General features: G+C 64.0%; 20 protein-coding genes. 12 read left to right on the top strand and 8 right to left on the bottom strand.

What is annotated here, in order from left to right; translation table 11 throughout:
• The first annotated feature begins 32 nt into the window (after positions 1–32).
• The 5 genes from solA to JQ635_RS18050 all read left to right on the top strand — a co-directional run bounded on the left by solA (position 33) and on the right by JQ635_RS18050 (position 4,530).
• Positions 33–1,202 carry an N-methyl-L-tryptophan oxidase gene (gene solA / locus JQ635_RS18070; protein ID WP_211411182.1) on the top strand — a complete coding sequence of 390 codons (1,170 nt, stop codon included), beginning with the start codon at positions 33–35 and terminating at the stop codon, positions 1,200–1,202.
• A gap of 70 nt (positions 1,203–1,272) precedes the next feature.
• Positions 1,273–2,085: a transporter substrate-binding domain-containing protein gene (locus JQ635_RS18065; RefSeq protein ID WP_211411181.1), complete on the top strand. Its 813-nt coding sequence runs from the start codon at positions 1,273–1,275 to the stop codon at positions 2,083–2,085.
• A gap of 98 nt (positions 2,086–2,183) precedes the next feature.
• On the top strand, positions 2,184–2,927 hold the full coding sequence (locus tag JQ635_RS18060) for an amino acid ABC transporter permease (RefSeq protein WP_211411180.1): 744 nt from the start codon (positions 2,184–2,186) through the stop codon (positions 2,925–2,927).
• A complete protein-coding gene (locus JQ635_RS18055; protein WP_211411179.1) occupies positions 2,924–3,766 on the top strand; it encodes an amino acid ABC transporter permease in 843 nt (280 codons plus the stop codon). Before JQ635_RS18060 ends, JQ635_RS18055 begins: the two co-directional genes overlap by 4 nt.
• Positions 3,767–3,777: 11 nt before the next feature.
• Positions 3,778–4,530: an amino acid ABC transporter ATP-binding protein gene (locus JQ635_RS18050; protein ID WP_211411178.1), complete on the top strand. Its 753-nt coding sequence runs from the start codon at positions 3,778–3,780 to the stop codon at positions 4,528–4,530.
• Positions 4,531–4,564: 34 nt separating this feature from the next.
• Here the strand turns inward: JQ635_RS18050 and JQ635_RS18045 are convergent, their stop codons facing one another.
• Both JQ635_RS18045 and cysK read right to left on the bottom strand, forming a co-directional pair.
• Entirely contained in the window at positions 4,565–4,804 is a 240-nt protein-coding gene (locus JQ635_RS18045; protein ID WP_194461997.1) for a BrnA antitoxin family protein, read from the bottom strand.
• 3 nt (positions 4,805–4,807) lie between these two features.
• Positions 4,808–5,785 carry a cysteine synthase A gene (cysK, locus tag JQ635_RS18040; RefSeq protein ID WP_211411177.1) on the bottom strand — a complete coding sequence of 326 codons (978 nt, stop codon included), beginning with the start codon at positions 5,783–5,785 and terminating at the stop codon, positions 4,808–4,810.
• A 288-nt stretch (positions 5,786–6,073) separates the two neighbouring features.
• Between cysK and JQ635_RS18035 the strand changes: the two genes are divergently transcribed.
• Together JQ635_RS18035 and JQ635_RS18030 are read left to right on the top strand one after the other, a co-directional pair.
• Positions 6,074–7,180, top strand: a complete 1,107-nt coding sequence (locus JQ635_RS18035) for an acyltransferase family protein (RefSeq protein ID WP_211411176.1) — start codon at positions 6,074–6,076, stop codon at positions 7,178–7,180.
• Between the two features lie 207 nt (positions 7,181–7,387).
• Complete coding sequence (locus JQ635_RS18030) at positions 7,388–7,606, top strand: hypothetical protein (protein ID WP_018642135.1); 219 nt, start codon at positions 7,388–7,390, stop codon at positions 7,604–7,606.
• A 6-nt stretch (positions 7,607–7,612) separates the two neighbouring features.
• Here the strand turns inward: JQ635_RS18030 and tgt are convergent, their stop codons facing one another.
• A complete protein-coding gene (gene tgt / locus JQ635_RS18025) occupies positions 7,613–8,761 on the bottom strand; it encodes a tRNA guanosine(34) transglycosylase Tgt (protein ID WP_211411175.1) in 1,149 nt (382 codons plus the stop codon).
• Between the two features lie 230 nt (positions 8,762–8,991).
• On the opposite strand from tgt, the gene JQ635_RS18020 reads away from it, so the two are divergent.
• The 4 genes from JQ635_RS18020 (at position 8,992) to JQ635_RS18005 (ending at position 13,143) form a co-directional block, all read left to right on the top strand.
• Entirely contained in the window at positions 8,992–10,149 is a 1,158-nt protein-coding gene (locus tag JQ635_RS18020) for a patatin-like phospholipase family protein (RefSeq protein WP_211411174.1), read from the top strand.
• Positions 10,150–10,277: 128 nt separating this feature from the next.
• Positions 10,278–11,024 (top strand): TetR/AcrR family transcriptional regulator, encoded by a 747-nt coding sequence (locus JQ635_RS18015; protein ID WP_211411173.1) that lies wholly within the window; start codon positions 10,278–10,280, stop codon positions 11,022–11,024.
• A gap of 252 nt (positions 11,025–11,276) precedes the next feature.
• On the top strand, positions 11,277–11,879 hold the full coding sequence (locus JQ635_RS18010) for a PepSY domain-containing protein (RefSeq protein ID WP_211411172.1): 603 nt from the start codon (positions 11,277–11,279) through the stop codon (positions 11,877–11,879).
• Between the two features lie 226 nt (positions 11,880–12,105).
• The gene (locus JQ635_RS18005) at positions 12,106–13,143 is read left to right on the top strand and encodes an aspartate-semialdehyde dehydrogenase (protein ID WP_211411171.1); all 1,038 of its coding nucleotides are present in this window, start codon (positions 12,106–12,108) and stop codon (positions 13,141–13,143) included.
• Between the two features lie 121 nt (positions 13,144–13,264).
• On the opposite strand, the gene queA is transcribed toward JQ635_RS18005, so the two are convergent.
• From queA to coaD, 5 genes are all read right to left on the bottom strand, one after another.
• Positions 13,265–14,338 carry a tRNA preQ1(34) S-adenosylmethionine ribosyltransferase-isomerase QueA gene (gene queA / locus JQ635_RS18000; protein ID WP_211411170.1) on the bottom strand — a complete coding sequence of 358 codons (1,074 nt, stop codon included), beginning with the start codon at positions 14,336–14,338 and terminating at the stop codon, positions 13,265–13,267.
• A 116-nt stretch (positions 14,339–14,454) separates the two neighbouring features.
• The gene (locus tag JQ635_RS17995; RefSeq protein WP_018642141.1) at positions 14,455–14,919 is read right to left on the bottom strand and encodes a peptidylprolyl isomerase; all 465 of its coding nucleotides are present in this window, start codon (positions 14,917–14,919) and stop codon (positions 14,455–14,457) included.
• On the bottom strand, positions 14,916–15,326 hold the full coding sequence (locus JQ635_RS17990; protein WP_211411169.1) for a hypothetical protein: 411 nt from the start codon (positions 15,324–15,326) through the stop codon (positions 14,916–14,918). The genes JQ635_RS17995 and JQ635_RS17990 overlap by 4 nt, the downstream gene beginning before the upstream one ends.
• Positions 15,327–15,335: 9 nt before the next feature.
• Positions 15,336–15,911, bottom strand: coding sequence for a peptidylprolyl isomerase (locus tag JQ635_RS17985; RefSeq protein ID WP_211411168.1), 576 nt, complete (start codon positions 15,909–15,911; stop codon positions 15,336–15,338).
• A gap of 37 nt (positions 15,912–15,948) precedes the next feature.
• Positions 15,949–16,446: a pantetheine-phosphate adenylyltransferase gene (gene coaD / locus JQ635_RS17980; RefSeq protein ID WP_211411167.1), complete on the bottom strand. Its 498-nt coding sequence runs from the start codon at positions 16,444–16,446 to the stop codon at positions 15,949–15,951.
• Between the two features lie 270 nt (positions 16,447–16,716).
• Here coaD and JQ635_RS17975 point away from each other — a divergent pair, with 270 nt between their 5' ends.
• Positions 16,717–16,974: a hypothetical protein gene (locus JQ635_RS17975; protein WP_211411166.1), complete on the top strand. Its 258-nt coding sequence runs from the start codon at positions 16,717–16,719 to the stop codon at positions 16,972–16,974.
• Positions 16,975–17,143: the final 169 nt, after the last annotated feature.

The following is a 17,143-nucleotide window of genomic DNA, read 5'->3' as shown; positions in this document are numbered from 1 at the left end:
ATGCTGTCCTAACAATTGAGCAGCTTCCATCGATGAGCGAGCGAGCGGATATTCTGGTAATCGGCCTCGGTGCCATGGGCAGCGCGGCCCTCTATCAACTGGCCAAGCGAGGGGTGAAGGCGGTCGGCCTCGATCGCTTTGCCCCTCCCCACACGATGGGATCCAGCCGCGGCGAAACCCGCATCACCCGGCAGGCGGTCGGCGAAGGCCGTGATTACGTCCCCCTGGTGCTCGATACCCACCGGATCTGGCGCGAGCTCGAAGCCGAGACGTCGGCCGAGCTGCTGAACCCATGCGGCCTCGTCGTCATGGCGCCCGGCGTTGGCGAGACCTCGCACCACGGCAAGCCGGATTTCGTCGCACGCTCGATTGCTGCTGCGCGTGATTTCGGCATCGCGCATGAAGTGATCGACGGGCGCGAGGTGGCTCACCGCTTCCCGCAATTCCTGAACCTCGAGGGCAACGAGAAGGCCTATTACGAACCCGGCGGGGGCTACGTTTTTCCGGAGCGTTGCATCAAGGCGCAGCTGACGCGCGCGGAGCAGCTCGGCGCAAAGATACGGACGGGCGTCGAGGTTCTCTCGATCGTGCAGAGAGGCTCCGCCGTTCGGGTGGAAACGTCCTCAGGCACATTCGAAGCGGACCAGGTGGTGGTGTCGGCCGGCGGCTGGAACGCGCCCCTGCTCGGCGCGCCGTTTGACCGCGTGCTCACCGTGAAGCGTCAGGTGCTGCATTGGTTTGAGCTCGACGACACCAGCGCGTATCGCGCCAACGCCCCCGTGTTCATCTGGATGCACGGCGCGACCGACGTCGATTACCTCTACGGCTTCCCGCCCCTGCCGGGCGATCATCGCCTCAAGGTGGCGACCGAGCAGTATGAGACCAGCACGACGGCCGACACCATCGACCGCACCGTTGATCCCAGGGAGTCGGCGGACATGTACCGGAGGCACGTCGAGGGGCGGCTCGCCGGCGCCACGTCGCGCGTCGCGCAGGCAGCCGCCTGCATCTACACGGTGACACCCGATCGGGGCTTCATCATCGACCGGCATCCCGCCCAGGACAGAGTCTTCGTCATCTCGGCCTGCTCGGGCCACGGCTTCAAGCACTCGGCAGGGATCGGCAACGTCGCAGCCGCGATGGTGACCGACGGCCGAAGCGCGATCGACCTTGCGCCGTTCTCCTTGTCCCGATTTTCGTGAGATCTGGCACGAACTTTGTACCGCGAAGAAACGACGCGTATCGTGATTGCAATTCTGGAGGTGTCATCCGATGAAGAAGCTGGCCCGTTCCATGATGACAAGTGCCACGCTGCTGCTGATGCTCGGCAGCGCTCAGGCAGCTGATGGCGTCGATGCCATCAAGCAGCGCGGCACATTGAATGTCGGCGTCAAGGCCGACTACAAGCCCTTCGGTTTCCGCGACCCCACGGGCAACGTGGTCGGCATTGAGCCGGACCTTGCCGCTGATATCGGCAAGCGCCTTGGCGTCAAACTCGAGCTCGTTCCCGTCGCAGCCTCCAACAGGATCGAATTTCTGCAGCAAGGCAAGGTTGACCTGCTGATCGCGACCATGTCGGACAGGCCAGAACGCCGCCGCGTCGTTCAAGCCATCGAGCCACTGTATTATTCGGACTATGTGAACATCCTTCTCAACAAGAAGGCCGGCATCAAGGACTGGGCCGACCTCAAGGGAAAGCCCGTCTGCGCCACGTCGGGAGCCTGGTACAACAAGGACGTCGCCAAATCCTATGGCCCCGAAATTGTTGCCTTTGACGGCTCGGAGAAGCCCCTGTTCGCCATGAAGCAGGGCAACTGTATCGGCTATGTCTACGATCAGACGTTCCTGCAAGGCAAACTGCTCGAGGACGAGTGGAAGACGGATTACGACCTTCCGCTCAAAGGCGTTCTGCCATCGCCATGGATGATCGCCGTCGCGCTCGAAAACACCAGTCTTCAGAAGCTGCTCGAAGACACGACAAAGGACTGGATGAAGACCGGCCTCATCGTGGCCGCGGAAAAGAAGTGGGGCATTACGCCGACCGAGTATTCGCTCTCCATGTACGAGCAATTCAAGGGCAAATGAGCCCGTGAGGCGGAGCGCCGGAACGGTCCTGCGCTCCGAACAGGTCGAACCAATGCACTGATACGAGGCATCGCCTCAACACTTCGGTGTCGCGCAACATGCAGGCAATCGGCGACTGGTTTCAGCAGCTCTACGAGACGACGGGGCTGAATTTCTCCGTTTTCTACGACGCCTACGATTGGGGCCGCTATTTCAGCGGCCTCAACATGACGCTGCTGTTGAGTGTCACGACCATCCTGCTGAGCCTCGTCATCGGCGCGATCGGCGCCTTGCTGCAGGGTAGTCCGTCGATGCTGTTGCGGCTGCCCGTCAACGCTTTCGTGGTGTTGTTTCGCAACACGCCGCCGCTGGTCCAGCTGTTCTTTTTCTATTTCGGCCTCGGCACCATGCTTCCGGCCGTCGAGGCGGCGGGCATGCGCGTGCCGCTGCTGAGCAACGTCCAGTGGGCAATCATTTCGCTGTCGCTGTTCGCAGGTGCCTTCAACGTGGAAATCTTCCGCTCCGGCATCGAGGCGGTGCCGAGGACGACGCTGGAAGCCGCTGAGGCGCTCGGATACACGCGCCTCAAGGCCTACATCCATATCGTGCTTCCGCTGGCCATTCGCGTCTGCCTTCCCGCGCTGAACAACAACCTCGTCAACCTGCTCAAGACCACCACCCTCGCCTACGCGATCGCCGTTCCTGAGACACTGTATGCGGTCAAGCAGATCTGGTCGGAATCGCAGAACGTGTTCGAAATGATGGTCGTATTGCTCGCAACCTACGGCATCCTTGTCGGGGTCCTCGTCTGGCTGATGCATCGCTGGGAGCGGGCGATGAACATCCCCGGATATGCGCGATGAAGACCGGCGAGCCCGGGCACAGGCTTGCCGTCCTTCTGCCGTATCGCCCCGCGCCGGTCCGGATGTCCGTTCGGATTGGCCCGCTGCCTGCTGCGCTTCTCTGCTTCTGCGCCATCATGGCCGCATCCACGGCGTGGGCGCAGACTGGACCGGCGATGCTGTCGCCGCTGCAGGTCATCGTGAAATGGTCGCCGCTGCTGCTGCGCGGGTTCGCCTTCAACATCCTGATCTCCCTACTGTCTATGCTGTTGGGGACCATCGCCGGGCTTGGCCTGGGTCTCGCTTTGCTGTCGGAGTCCCGGCTGCTCGCCGCCGTCAGTTGGCTCGTCACGCAATTCTTCCGCAACGCGCCCTGGCTGGTGCTGCTGTTCTTCGTGATGTTCCTGGTGCCCTTCCAGGTCATAATGTTCAAGACGACCATCCCGTTGCCGGACTGGATCAAGGCGACGGTCGGCTTCGCCCTGCCTGTCATGGCGAATGTCGCCGAGGTCGTGCGCGGGGCCGTCCGCTCGATTCCATCGACGCAATGGGAAGCGGCGGAGTCGCTCTCCTTCACGCGGCGCCAGACCATGTGGCTGATCATGCTGCCGCAATGCATCAAGCGCATGCTGCCACCCTGGATGAACATCTATGCGATCGTCGCGATGTCGACGGTGCTCGCATCGATCGTCGGCGTTTCGGAAATGCTCACCCTGACGGCGCAGGTGCATGCCGCCGAGGGCGGCAGGCCGGAGCTGTTCGCGCCGCTCTACGGCTTCGCGCTGCTGTGCTTCTTTCTCTACTGTTATCCGATCAACATCTGGACCGCTCGTCTCGAGCGTCGTTTCCGCGTACGCTGAGGATGCAGAGCATGGCCACGAGCTGGACTCCGGATCGGCCCATCGTTCAATGCGTCGATGTCAGAAAATCATTCGGCGCTCTCGAGGTCCTCAAGGGCATCAGCCTGTCGGTTAGGAAGGGCGAGGTGATCTGCATCATCGGCCCATCCGGATCGGGGAAATCCACGTTGATCCGCTGCATCAACGCGCTGCAGCCGATCACGTCCGGCAGCATTCAGATCGAGGGCATCGAGGTGTCCGATCCCAGGCTCGACAAGCTGGCGCTCCGCCGCAAGGTCGGGATGGTGTTTCAGCAGTACAACCTTTTCCCACACAAGACCGCGCTTCAGAACGTGATGATGGCGCCGATCCATGTTCTCGGCCAGAAGCGCGCCGAGGTCGAAGTGCGCGCCCGGGCGCTGCTCGCCAAGGTGCGGCTCGCAGGCAAGGAGGACACCTATCCCGGAGAACTCTCAGGCGGACAGCAGCAGCGCGTGGCCATCGCCCGTTCACTGGCGATGCGGCCGGACATCATGCTGTTCGACGAAGTCACGGCCGCCCTCGATCCGGAGACGGTCAAGGAAGTCCTCGTCACCATCCGCGAGCTCGCCGAGGATGGGATGACATGCATCCTTGTCACTCATGAAATGAACTTCGCGCGTGAGGTCGCCGATCATGTCTACTTCACCGACCGCGGTGTGATCGTCGAGCACGGGCCGCCGGAAACATTGTTTACGGCGGCCAAGGACGAACGAACGCAGCGGTTCCTGTCGCAGGTGCTGTGAGCTCGCCGGTGCGCGGGCGACGCCCTTCTCGCGCCTACTTCCCCGCCGCCTTGCGCAGTGCTTCGTTGATGCGGTCCTGCCAGCCGGGGCCGCCCTCCTGGAAGAACTCCAGCACGTCCTGGTCGATGCGCAGCGTGACCTGCTCCTTGATGCCAGGTGCCACGTTCTGCTTCGGCAGCGGTGCGGCGACCTTGGCCGTCACCTTCTTGAACGCCGCCTCAGCTTCGGTCCGGGCATCGCCAAGCGTGCGCGGCCGCCTCGGTTGATCCGCCATATCCTAGATTCCCTCGAACAGAGCCGTCGAAAGATACCGCTCCGAGAAGGACGGCACGATCGCCAGAATGGTCTTTCCCGCGGCCTCCGGCCGCTTGCCGATCTGGAGCGCGGCGGCGATCGCAGCGCCCGAGGAGATGCCCCCCGGAATGCCCTCATGCCGCGCCAGCGCGCGCGAGGTCTCGATCGCCGTGGTCGAATTGATCTTCACGATCTCGTCGATCACCGAGCGGTCGAGGATGTCAGGGACGAAGCCGGCGCCGATGCCCTGGATCTTGTGGGGCGTATGTTGGCCGCCCGACAGCACCGGGCTTTCCTCCGGCTCGACCGCGATCACCCGCAGCGACGGCTTGCGCGGCTTGAGCACCTGGCCGACGCCGGTGATCGTGCCCCCGGTGCCGACGCCGGCGACGAAGAAGTCGATGTTACCGCCGGTGTCGTTCCAGATCTCCTCGGCGGTGGTGCGGCGGTGGACTTCCGGATTGGCGAGGTTCTTGAACTGCTGCGGCATCACCGAGTTCGGGGTCGTCTTCAAGAGCTCCTCGGCGGCGGCGATCGCGCCTTTCATGCCTTGCGCGGCCGGGGTCAGCACCAACTCGGCGCCGAGAAAGGCCAGCATCTTGCGCCGCTCGATCGACATGGATTCCGGCATCACCAGCTTGAGCCGGTAACCGCGCGAAGCCGCCACGAAGGCGAGCGCAATGCCGGTATTGCCGGAGGTCGGTTCGATCAGCACGGTGTCGGGCTTGATGATGCCGGCCTTCTCCATGGCGATGATCATGGCCGCGCCGATACGGTCCTTCACGCTCGCGGCCGGATTGAAATATTCAAGTTTTGCCAAAATCGTCGCGTTCACCCCGTGCTGGCCCGGCAGGCGGCGCAAGCGCACGATCGGCGTGTCGCCAAAAGCCTCGACGATCGAAGAGTAGATCCGGCCGCGGCCGGGTTGGTGCGCTGCACCCGTTTTGGACGATGCGTCCATCATGAACTCCCTTTGGCGACGACTTTTACCGCTGTCGCAGCTGTTCCGCAGTTACAGACAGCCTGCTACGACGCGCAAGCGGCAATCACGTGATCCGGCCGGCTGTTGCCCCATTTGCAGGAGGCCCGAGTTTACCGCTCTGCCGGCCGTTGTTGTCAATCTGTTCACGATTGCCATGCTGAACTGCCGGACCAGCGTCCAGCCTCCTGATCATCGCTTGTGCCTTAGCCAAATACCCTCCCGACAGGCGGCGTCCGTTGCGGGCGGCGGGAGCGCAGAGAACGCCTGATGCATCAACGGCTCGCCTTCATCGATACCCTACGCGGCATCGCCGTCCTGGCAGTGGTCGTTCAGCACGCGCTCGAGGTGATCGTGCGGGAACATCCGACCGGCGCGTATCATTCGATCTTTCACGACGCGATCGGCTACTACATGAATTTCGGCCGGTTCGGCGTCGCGCTGTTCTTCTTCGTCAGCGGTTTCGTCATTCCGTTCAGTTTTCCCGCCAGCGCGTCCCCCGTGAACGACTTCGCGGTCAGTCGCTTCTTCCGCCTCTATCCGGCCTACTGGACCTCGATAGCGATCGGGCTCGTCACGATGCAGGCGGTGGAGTTGAGGACCTATCCCCTGTCGCAGATCGTCGCCAACATCACGATGCTCCAGAGTTTCCTGGAGGTCCGTCACCTCTGGGACTTCTACTGGACGCTGACCATCGAGCTGCTGTTCTACGTTGTCTGCATCATTCTCTTCACGGCAGGACTGCTGACCCGGCGCCTCACCGCCGTCGCGATCGTCGTTGTGACCGCGCTGGCCGGGACGGCCGTGGCTCTCCTGGTCGAGGAACGGGCAGCCTGGGTGATGATGGAGATTGGGCTGAACCTTTCGGCGATGTTCCTCGGCAAGATCATTCGCGACACTGTCGTCGGCGGAACGCTGCGATGGCGGCATGTGGCCGTCTGCACGGCGCTTTACACCGTCTTCGCGATCACGCTGGCCGGCAAGCGCTATGGCGGGGCGTACGAAGACAACTTCTTCTACAGCTATTCGATCGGAGCCGCCTATGTCTGCGCGGCTCTCGTTTTCATCGTGTTTGCCGCGTTCGGCGAGCGGATGGCCTGGCGCCCGCTCGCGTTCGTCGGCCTCATCAGCTACTCGGTCTACCTGATGTCACCGTTCGCAATGGTCTGGGTTCATCATTACGCCTGGCCTGGCGACGGGCCGCTGGCATGGCTTGTCTTCGTCGCCGAGGTCGTGACGTCGTCGATCCTTGTCAGCTGGATGACATACTTCCTCGTCGAGAAACCCTGGATTTCGTTCGCGCGCAGGCTCCGTTCGGAACGCAGCAAGACGGTCGCGCTCGAGCCAGCCCTCGGCCGCCAGGGTGCGGCGCAGTAATTGAACGTCATGACGCGCAAAGCACAGCGTGGTGAACTATCGCAATGCACACGGATTGTTTGCGCTGCGATAGCGTGTCCGAAACGGCTGCGGGTCACGTCGTGGTGACGGCAATTTTATAAAAGCCAGCGCGTTTGTGTTGCGACCTCGTCAAGTACTTCTGCTTATGTTAGACTTACGTCTTAATAAAGCAGGGAGGTCACCACGATGTCAGCAGTTGCTGAAGTGATGTCGACCGTCGCGCTGAACCGCGATCCGCGTTGCAGCGAGTTGCCCACCTGTCCGGTCTGCGCCGACTCCATGGTCGCCGCCGAAGCATCCGCCTACGTCTCGGACCACATGATCAGCTATCTCTGGACCTGCGACAATTGCGGCTACGGCTTCGTGACCAAGCATGCCGTCAAGCAGCGGATCGTCTGCAATTGACGCTGATCAGCGCGGGGCGATATCGCCCCTCGCCCAGTCGTCGCGCGTACGCTGATAGAACTCGTCGAACGTTCCGTGTGCGATTGCGTCCCTGATGCCCTGCATCAGGGACTGGTAGTATGCGATATTGATCTCGGACAGCAGCATTGCCCCCAGCGTCTCGCCTGCCTTGACGAGATGATGGAGATAGGCGCGTGCGTAGTTGCGCGTCGACGGCCATGAGCTCTCTTCATCGAGCGGGCGCGGATCATCGGCGTGGCGTGCGTTGCGCAAATTCACCTGACCGAAGCGTGTGAAGGCGACGCCATGGCGGCCATTGCGCGTCGGCATCACGCAGTCGAACATGTCGATGCCGCGCTTCACCGCTTCGAGGATGTCGTCGGGCGTTCCGACGCCCATGAGATAGCGCGGCCGCTCTTTCGGCAGCATCGGCGCGGTCTCGTCGATCATCGCCAGCATCACCTCCTGCGGCTCGCCGACCGCGAGGCCGCCGATCGCGTAGCCGTGGAATCCGATCTCGACGAGGCCTTCAGCGCTCGCGTGACGGAGCTGCGGGATGTCGCCGCCCTGCACGATGCCGAACAGCATGTAGCCGTCGGGCGCGCTCTCGAAGGCCCGCTTGGAGCGCTCGGCCCAGCGCAGCGACAGGCGCATCGCGCGGTCGATGTCGTCGCGCTCGGCGGGCAGCCGCACGCATTCGTCCATCTGCATGGCGATGTCGGAGCCGAGGAAGCGCTGCACCTCGATCGAGCGCTCCGGCGACAGCTCGACCTTGGCGCCGTCGATATGCGAGCGGAAGGTGACGGCGTTCTCGGTCACCTTGCGCAAATCCGCCAGCGACATCACCTGGAATCCGCCGGAATCCGTCAGCATCGGCCCGTTCCAGCCGGTGAACCGCTGCAAGCCGCCGAGAGCTGCGATCCGCTCGGCGCCGGGGCGCAGCATCAGATGATAGGTGTTGCCGAGCACGATGTCGGCGCCGGCCTCGCGCACCTCGCGCCAGTGCATGCCCTTCATGGCGCCGGCGGTGCCGACCGGCATGAAGGCCGGCGTGCGCACCACGCCGTGGGGCGTGGTCAGGCGGCCGGTACGCGCGGCGCCATCGGTGGCGAGCAACTCGAAATGATTGGGAAGATCGGCGTCGGGACGATTCATGGCGTGCTTATTGCGTGCCGGGCGAGGCCGATCAACCCGCCCGAACCCCACGATGCCTCAGACTGGGACAGATTTGATGTGCACCTGAGGTTCCGCCCGGCTTGCCAAATAAAACGATACAGTGTAGTTTTACCGCGGGGCCTGGACGAGATGCCGCGGTGAATGTGCCGCGGCCGTATTTGCGTGATCGCCAGCCGCCGACAATGCCCTCCGCTTCATCTTCGACTGAAATGTCCGGCCCATCGCAGGGCCGGATCCGGCAAACAGGCGCCCGCCTGACTGGACTCCTGGTGCTCGCCTTGGGGCTGGCGCTCGGCGCCTGCACCTCCCTGCCCCGCACGCCCTACACGGCCGCTGAAGCCCAGGCCTCGCGCGTGCTCGATATCGACGGCCTCAGGCGCTACGCCGACGAGCCGGTCACGAAATTCAGCTTCGAGAAGGACACCAGCACCGCGACGAAAACCTATCTGGCGCTCTCCGGCGGCGGCGCCGACGGCGCCTACGGCGTCGGCGTGCTCAACGGCTGGTCCGCGGCCAGAACCCGCCCCACCTTCACAGTCGTTTCGGGTGTCAGCACCGGCGGCCTGATCGCGCCGTTTGCCTTTCTCGGCTCCCAATATGACGACACGCTGAAGGAGGTCTACACCAGCGGCATCGCAGAGAGCCTCTTGAACGATCCCAGCATCATGCGCGTGCTGTTCGGCTCCGGCCTGTTCGGCAACACGCGCCTGCGCGAGCTCGTCGCCCGCTATGTCGGGCCGGAGATCATGGCGCAGGTCGCGCGCGAAAATGCCAGGGGCCGCAGGCTGCTGATCGTGACGACCGATCTCGACACCCAGCGCACCGCCATCTGGGACATGGGCAAGATTGCGGCCGTCGGCACGCCCGAAGCGCTCAAGCTGTTTCGCGACGTGATGGCGGCTTCCGCCAGCATTCCCCTGGTGTTTCCGCCCATCATGATCGACGCCGAAGGCCAGGGCCGCCGGTTTCAGGAGATGCATGTCGACGGCGGCGTGACGGCACCGGTTCTGACGCTGCCGGAAGCCCTGCTGTTCCAGGGCAGCCGCCTGCCGGGCACTGCGAAGATGGACATCTACATCCTCGTCAACAAGAAGATCGAGCGCAACTTCGAGCTGGTGTCCAACAGCACGATCGACGTCGCTTCGCGCAGCCTGTCCGCGATCACCCAGTCGCAGACCCGTTCGATCATCTTCTCGACCTACGATTTCGCCAAGCGCAACCGCCTGGGCTTCCATCTCTCCTATATCGCGCGCGACTATCCCGCCCCGCCCTCGGAAGGGTTCGACACCGGCTATATGCGAGCGCTCTATCAGTACGGGTATGAGAAGGCCGCGTCGGGCGAGGCCTGGACTTCGACGCTGCCGTGACGCCGGCAGCGGAACGAGGTCCTGTCGAAACCGTTGACGATACGGCCAATTCGGCCAGATTCGCGATGACGCCCCCGCTCCTGCGCGATATAGAGCGAATGACAGGAAACGCGCAGGAATCATTGGGCATGGGATTGACTGCGACCAAAACACGATCGGTAACGCCACGGCGCGAGGTGCCGAAATCGCGCGGCGGCCGGCCGACCAAGACCGCCGCGATCGAACGCGACCAGCGGCTGATCGAGGTTGCCACCCGCCTGTTCCTCGATCGTGGCTTCGACGCCACCTCTCTCGACGCGGTCGCGGAAGCAGCGCGGGTCAGCAAGCCCACCGTCTATTCCCGCTATGGCGACAAACGCGGCCTGTTTGCGGCGGTGCTGAGGCGCGAAATCGCGCGCTGGCTTGCGCCGCTATCGGCGGCGGCGGAGACGCAGCTCTCCAGCGCCTCGGACATCCCGGTCGAGCAGCGCCTGGTCGAGATCGGGCGCGAGATGCTGAGCTTCACCTGCGGGCCTGATGCTGTCGCCTTCAGCCGCATGATGACGTCACAGGCGATCAACTTCCCCGACATCGCCAAGCTCGGCAAGGAGGAAGGCTGGCTCAAGGCCGTCGCCACCACGGCGCGCTTCTTCGACCATCTGGTGGCGCAGGGCGCGCTCGACGTCGATGACACCACCATCGCAGCCGAGGTGTTCCTCGACGTCGTCGTCGGTCACACCCACCGCTTGGCAACGTTCGGCACGGTGCTGGAACTGAAGGCCGCAGAAAAGCGGATGCGCACCGCGATCAAACTGTTCCTGGCCGGCGCGCTGGGCCCGGCCGATCGCGTCCAGGACGCCGCTAAGGTCACCTCGCGGCGCCGCTCCTCCCGCTGACAATTCCGTGAGCTTGCGTTCTTTCCCCGAGGGGCCGGCGCAACGGCATTGACCAAAATAAAACGATACGGTATGGTTTAGTTATAAGTTGGTACGGGCCGCTTTTTTCACCAGCCCCAAAAGAGGTCCGTGCCGCTTCGATCGCCGCGGCGGGTACAGCCCGCCACGACGTTCCGCGGCCGGCCTTTGCCCAAGGTCGGCCGCGAATTCTTTACGATCATCCGGCACACTCGCTGGCTGAGGGTTTCGAGCATGACGACAGCCAAACGATGGACCTCGCAACTGCTTGCGATCGCCTTGCCCGCGCTGCTTATCGCCGCACCGGCACAGGCAACCGTGAGCGCGGGCACGCCGACCGCGCTTCACAGCGACACAGATGGTGATGCCGAAGCGGACCGCCAGGCGGTCAGCCGCGAGATCGAACGATTCCGCGGCTCCTCGATCACGATCAGCCAGGCCATGGCGATTGCGGAAGCCCGCCATGCCGGCGCCACGACTGCCGATGTGAGTTTCGACGGCGCCTCCGGCGTGCCGGTCTACCGGGTGAAGACCCTGCACAACGACCGCATCTGGCGCCACACCATCAATGCGGCGACCGGCGAGCTCGTCGGCGGTGAAGCCGCCCTGCCCCTCGCCGAGCTCGACCTTGAGGACCGCAGCAACCTCGCAGCGCTCGGTGCCATCAGGCACCGCCTTGCCGATGCGGTGCGCGTCGCCGAGCGCGCAGCGTCGGGCAAGGCGATCAGCGGCGGCCTCGTGCGCGAGCGCGGCCGGCTCAGTTTCGCGATCGTCGTGATCAGCGGCGACGACCTCAAGGAGGTCATCCTGGAGCCGCCGGGCGCCCGCGCCAAATAGCGGCAGGTCGGCCACCCGGCCACATTCCCGCCGAAAAGCCATTGACGGGCGCAAAACTCTCCCGCATAAGTCGCCGCCATGTTCACGACCACCAAACGCACGACCAAAACCACCACGGCCCCAGGGGCCCGGGGAGGCGTGCGCGCGTAGGTCGTCGACTTAAACGCATCAGCTCTACCGAAGCCCCGCCTCGATGGTCCGGGGCTTTTTTGTTGTCTAAAACTCAATGGAGGAGAATGTGAGTAACGATCCCGTCGTCGCGATTGTCGGCGTCACCGGTGCGGTGGGCGCCGAATTCATCGCCACCATGGACAAGCGTGGTTTCCGCGTCGGCAAGCTCAAGGCGCTCGCCAGCGCCCGCTCGGCCGGCAAGACGGTGTCGTTCCGCGGCAAGGATGTCGTCATCGAGGAGGTGACCGAGCGGTCTTTCGAGGGCGTCGACATCGCCCTGTTCTCCGCCGGCGGCAGCATCTCCAGGAAGTTCGCGCCGATCGCGGTCAAGTCGGGCGCCGTCGTGGTCGACAATTCCTCCGCCTTCCGCATGGATCCCAATGTTCCGCTGGTGATCCCCGAGATCAACGCGAACCGCATCCGCGACCACAAGGGCATCATTGCGAACCCGAACTGCGCCGCGATCACCGCGCTGGTCCCGCTCTGGCCGATCCACCAGAAGAACCGCATCAAGCGCGTCATCATCTCGACCTACCAGGCAGCGTCCGGCGCCGGCGCCGCCGCGATGGAGGAGCTCGTCGAATCCACCCGCGCCAATCTCAACGGGCAGGTCTATACGCCCAAGGTGATGCCGCACCCCTACGCCTTCAATCTCTTCAACCACAACACCGCTGTCGACCCCGAGACCGGCTACAACGACGAAGAGACCAAGGTGATCAAGGAAACCCGCAAGATCTTCGAGGACGAGAGCATCGCGGTCGGCGTCACCTGCGTGCGCGTGCCGGTGCTGCGCGCCCATTGCGAGGCCATCACCTTCGAATGCGAGAAGCCCATCAGCGAGGACCAGGTCCGTGCCATCATGGCGCGGGCTCCCGGCGTGAAGGTCGTCGACGACCGCGTGAAGAACTACTTCCCGATGCCGATCGATGCCTCGGGCCAGGACGACGTCCTGGTCGGCCGCATCCGCAAGGACCTCAGCGATCCCTCAGGACATTCGATTTCGATGTTCGTGGCGGCCGATCAGCTGCTCAAGGGCGCGGCGCTGAATGCGGTGCAAATCGCAGAGCTGTTGCCGCAGCGGGTGATGGCGTAGCGGAGAGATACGTAGGGTGGGTTAGCCGTAAGGCGTAACCCATCTCTTCTGCTTCCGCGGTTAGAGACAGTGGTGGGTTACGCCGAGCAGATGCTTTGCGCATCTGCAGGGCTAACCCACCCTACGGCTCTGCCCGAAATAACAAACACGCATCGCCGTACGAATAGAACCGATACCCGTTCGCGATCGCGTGCGCGTAGGCCTGCTTCATCGTCGCGAGCCCGGAGAAGGCCGACACCAGCATGAACAGTGTCGACTTCGGCAAATGGAAATTGGTCATCAGGACATCGACCGCGCGGAAGCGATAGCCGGGGGTGATGAAGATCGAGGTCTCGGCCGCGAAGGGCTGGATCGTGCCGTCTTCGCTCGCCGCGCTTTCGAGCAGCCGCAATGACGTCGTGCCAACCGCAACAATGCGGCCGCCGTTCTTCCGCGCAGAGTTGAGGCGCTCGGCAGTCTCCGCCGGGATCGTGCCCCACTCGGGGTGCATCTTGTGGCCTTCGGTGTCGTCGACCTTCACCGGCAGGAAGGTCCCTGCCCCGACATGTAGCGTGACGCGGTTGAGACCGACGCCACGCGCGCGCAGCGCCTGCTCCAGCGCGGGCGTGAAATGCAGGCCTGCGGTTGGGGCAGCAACCGCGCCCTCGTTGACCGCGAACATGGTCTGGTAATCCGCAAAATCCTGATCGTCAGGCGTGCGCTTGGAGGCGATGTAGGGTGGCAGCGGCGGGCTGCCGAGATCGGCGATGGCCTGGTCGAGTGCCGGGCCGTGGAACGAGAAGCCAAGCGTCACCTCGCCCTCAACGCCCTTGGCCTCGACTTCGGCATCGAGATGGCCGAGCAGGCAGACCTTGCCCTCATTGCCGAAGCGGATGCGGTCACCGGCGACGAGCTTCTTGGCGGGTTTCACCAGCGCCTGCCAGCGCGAGCCGTCGAGACGCTTGATCAGCGTCGCCTCGATCTTCGGCTCGGTCTCGCGGCCGATGCGGCGGCCTTTCAGCTGTGCCGCGATCACCTTGGTGTCGTTGACGACGAGCTGGTCGCCGGGCCTCAGCCATTGCGGCAGGTCGGCAATGATCTGGTCGCGCAGCGCGCCGTTCTCGACCACCAGCATCTTCGCGGAGTCGCGAGGGCTCGCCGGGCGCAAGGCGATGCGCTCGGCGGGCAGGTCGAAATCGAAGAGATCGGTGCGCATGTTTCACTAGCACCGTCATTCCGGACGCCGCGCCTCGAGCGCGGCGCTCCGGAATCCCGAGATTGTGGCGCGAGATTCCGGGGTCGCGCCTAGGCGCGCCCCGGAATGACGGGTGACTATTCCTTGTCCGCGGCCATCCGCGCCTTGACGATCTTGTCGGGGTTCTGCACCGGCTCGCCGCGCTTGATCTTGTCGACGTTCTCCATGCCCTCGGTGACCTTGCCCCACACCGTGTACTGGTTGTCGAGGAAGCGGGCATCGTCGAAGCAGATGAAGAACTGGCTGTCGCCGGAATCGGGGTTGGCGGCGCGCGCCATCGAGGCGGTGCCGCGCACATGCGGCTCCTTGTTGAACTCGGCCTTCAGCTTCTTGCCCGAGCCGCCGGTGCCGGTGCCATGCGGGCAGCCGGTCTGGGCCATGAAGCCCTCGATCACGCGGTGGAACACGATGCCGTCGTAGAAGCCTTCACGGACCAGTTCCTTGATGCGCGCGACATGGCCGGGCGCGAGGTCGGGCCGCATCTCGATGGTGACGGGGCCCTGCGTGGTCTCGAGGATCAAGGTGTTTTCGGTGACGCTCATGCTCGTCTCTCTTGCGTTGGAGGTGAAGTCTTCCGGTTACGGAACTGGATCGCGAATGGACGCCCCGCAGCGGCGCCGGCCATCGCTTCGGTAAATGGCATCGGCGTGCAGCGTTGCAACGCCTCCATCACCGCGATCCGGTATTGCAGCCGGTCATTGTCGGAGGCCTCCGCGGATTCATAGGTAATCCTCGGATGGCCCAGAATGTTTCCGGCCCGGTTAAAGCTCACGACGACGGTGATGTCGAGTGGGCGAGCCTTGGCGGCCGGCGGCGGCTTCCAGCAACTGTGCAGACGCCGGAAGAGGTCCTGGAGAGTGTTGACCTGCGCGTCCTCGGCCTTCGCGCCTGAGGCACCGAGCAGCAGCACCGCGGCAGCGACCAGAAGCCTGTTGCCGCAGCGCGCCATCGCTTTTCCCTACTTGATGTCGGAAGCGACCTGCACCTTCACCATCTTGTCGGGATCGGTGACGGTGCCGCTGCCTGATCCGGGAGGCGCCTTCTTCAGCTTGTCGACGACGTCCATGCCCTGCACGACCTCGCCGATCACGGTGTACTGGCCATCGAGGCTGCCGCCATCCGCAAACATGATGAAAAACTGCGAGTTGGCGGTGTCGACGCTGTCGCCGCGCCGGGCCATGCCGACGATGCCGCGGGCGAAATGCACCTTGGAGAATTCCTGCTTCAGGTTCGGATATTTCGAGCCGCCGGTGCCGTTGAATTTCTCGCCGTCGCCGGTCTGCGCCATGAAGCCGTCCATCACGCGGTGGAACGGCACGTTGTTGTAATAACCCTCGCGCGCAAGCGTCTTGAGGCGCTCGGCGTGCTGCGGCGCGAGATCCGTCCTGAGCTTGATGACGATGCGGCCCTTGGTGGTGTCGATGACCAGCGCGTTGGCCTTGTCGAGGTTTGCCGGCAGTTGCTGCGCCATCGCCGGGACCGCGCTGATGAGCGCGGCAAAGATCGTGGCAAGAATTGCGAGACGACGGATCATGAAAACTCCGGATCTGGTGAATTGAAGAAGCGCGCCGTTATCCGGCGAATTTGGCCTTGAGCAGGGTGGCAACGAGCGGCGGCACGAAGGTCGAAACGTCGCCGCCCATCCCGGCGATCTGGCGCACCAAAGTGGCGGTGATCGGGCGGACCATGGGAGAAGCCGGCAGGAATACCGTGTGCACCTCGGGCGCCATGGCCTCGTTCATGCCGGCAAGCTGCATCTCGTAATCGAGGTCGGTGCCGTCGCGCAGGCCCCGAATCATGATGGTGGCGCCGTGCTTGCGTGCCGCTGTCACTGACAGATCGTCAAACGTCACGGCTTCGAGCACGCAGCCGGCCTGGGCCGCGATCGGGCCGCAGACGTCCTCGAGCATTTTCAGTCGCTCCTCGGTCGAGAATAGCGGCTTCTTGCCGGGATGGACGCCGATCGCAACCACCAGGCGGTCGCACAGCGGAACGGCATGCCGGACCACGTCCAGATGGCCGTTGGTGATGGGGTCGAAGGAACCCGGATAGAAGGCGATGCGCGGCATGGCCCCCTCCTACCGCGCCCGGCCCGGCCCGGCAAGCCGGGCAGGTTCCTTGTCCGTTTTCCGGCCCGTTTGCCGGGAAATGTCCGCTGGGGGTGTCGGCAATGGCCGGTTTGTTTCGTCCCTAGGGTGGCTACGAAACAAAACGGAGCGCGAACGAAACCATTTCCAGCCTCCGCGAAGACGTCCGGAAACTGGCCATGGTTACTAATCCGGCCAACAAATGACGGGCCGCATACTGGGCGTAGGCGGCCGCATCACAGGGGACTGTCAATGATCAAGGCTCTTTCAGCGATCGCTCTCTCTGCGTGTGTTGCCGCGGCCCTCACCCTCCTGCCCGGCTTTGCCCCGACGGTCGAAGCCAGCGTGCCGCAGCCGCTCGCCAAGAGCGACCGGCTCGATATCCGCACCATCGGCCGTGACTGCTCGCAGCAGGCCTGGCCGAATTTCGAGGCGTCCTGCCTGCGCCGCGCCGGCACCAAGGCCGATGTCCGCGAGGCTCGCCTCGTGACCGCCGACCGCACGCCGTAGTCGGATCTGTCAGCTTCGCGTCAGCTACGCCTCCCAAAAATAAACCCCATAGATATTTGCGACGTCTCGTCGCAGACTGCGTGATGCTCGCGCCCGTCGGAATGGCCCGCCGGGCGCGATCCCATCGGGGGGTTGCCATTGTCCAGTACGCCCGCAGTCGCTTCCGGCC

Origin of the sequence: Bradyrhizobium iriomotense (genome assembly GCF_018130765.1) — a bacterium.
Taxonomy (GTDB): domain Bacteria; phylum Pseudomonadota; class Alphaproteobacteria; order Rhizobiales; family Xanthobacteraceae; genus Bradyrhizobium; species Bradyrhizobium iriomotense_A.
Note: the sequence above shows the minus strand (reverse complement) of the source record. Positions and strands in the feature narration are given on the sequence as shown.

Bases quoted from the DNA above. Each gene is read 5' to 3' on its own strand.
- JQ635_RS18060 (WP_211411180.1), top strand. From the start codon at position 2,184: ATGCAGGCAATCGGCGACTGGTTTCAGCAGCTCTACGAGACGACGGGG.
- JQ635_RS17995 (WP_018642141.1), bottom strand. From the start codon at position 14,919: ATGAGCGTCACCGAAAACACCTTGATCCTCGAGACCACGCAGGGCCCC.
- JQ635_RS17975 (WP_211411166.1), top strand. From the start codon at position 16,717: ATGATCAAGGCTCTTTCAGCGATCGCTCTCTCTGCGTGTGTTGCCGCG.
- JQ635_RS18035 (WP_211411176.1), top strand. From the start codon at position 6,074: ATGCATCAACGGCTCGCCTTCATCGATACCCTACGCGGCATCGCCGTC.
- JQ635_RS18015 (WP_211411173.1), top strand. From the start codon at position 10,278: ATGGGATTGACTGCGACCAAAACACGATCGGTAACGCCACGGCGCGAG.
- JQ635_RS17990 (WP_211411169.1), bottom strand. From the start codon at position 15,326: ATGGCGCGCTGCGGCAACAGGCTTCTGGTCGCTGCCGCGGTGCTGCTG.
- JQ635_RS18045 (WP_194461997.1), bottom strand. From the start codon at position 4,804: ATGGCGGATCAACCGAGGCGGCCGCGCACGCTTGGCGATGCCCGGACC.
- queA (WP_211411170.1), bottom strand. From the start codon at position 14,338: ATGCGCACCGATCTCTTCGATTTCGACCTGCCCGCCGAGCGCATCGCC.
- JQ635_RS18055 (WP_211411179.1), top strand. From the start codon at position 2,924: ATGAAGACCGGCGAGCCCGGGCACAGGCTTGCCGTCCTTCTGCCGTAT.
- JQ635_RS18005 (WP_211411171.1), top strand. From the start codon at position 12,106: ATGGAGGAGAATGTGAGTAACGATCCCGTCGTCGCGATTGTCGGCGTC.
- JQ635_RS18050 (WP_211411178.1), top strand. From the start codon at position 3,778: ATGGCCACGAGCTGGACTCCGGATCGGCCCATCGTTCAATGCGTCGAT.
- JQ635_RS18010 (WP_211411172.1), top strand. From the start codon at position 11,277: ATGACGACAGCCAAACGATGGACCTCGCAACTGCTTGCGATCGCCTTG.
- JQ635_RS17985 (WP_211411168.1), bottom strand. From the start codon at position 15,911: ATGATCCGTCGTCTCGCAATTCTTGCCACGATCTTTGCCGCGCTCATC.
- solA (WP_211411182.1), top strand. From the start codon at position 33: ATGAGCGAGCGAGCGGATATTCTGGTAATCGGCCTCGGTGCCATGGGC.
- JQ635_RS18030 (WP_018642135.1), top strand. From the start codon at position 7,388: ATGTCAGCAGTTGCTGAAGTGATGTCGACCGTCGCGCTGAACCGCGAT.
- coaD (WP_211411167.1), bottom strand. From the start codon at position 16,446: ATGCCGCGCATCGCCTTCTATCCGGGTTCCTTCGACCCCATCACCAAC.
- JQ635_RS18020 (WP_211411174.1), top strand. From the start codon at position 8,992: ATGTCCGGCCCATCGCAGGGCCGGATCCGGCAAACAGGCGCCCGCCTG.
- cysK (WP_211411177.1), bottom strand. From the start codon at position 5,785: ATGGACGCATCGTCCAAAACGGGTGCAGCGCACCAACCCGGCCGCGGC.
- JQ635_RS18065 (WP_211411181.1), top strand. From the start codon at position 1,273: ATGAAGAAGCTGGCCCGTTCCATGATGACAAGTGCCACGCTGCTGCTG.
- tgt (WP_211411175.1), bottom strand. From the start codon at position 8,761: ATGAATCGTCCCGACGCCGATCTTCCCAATCATTTCGAGTTGCTCGCC.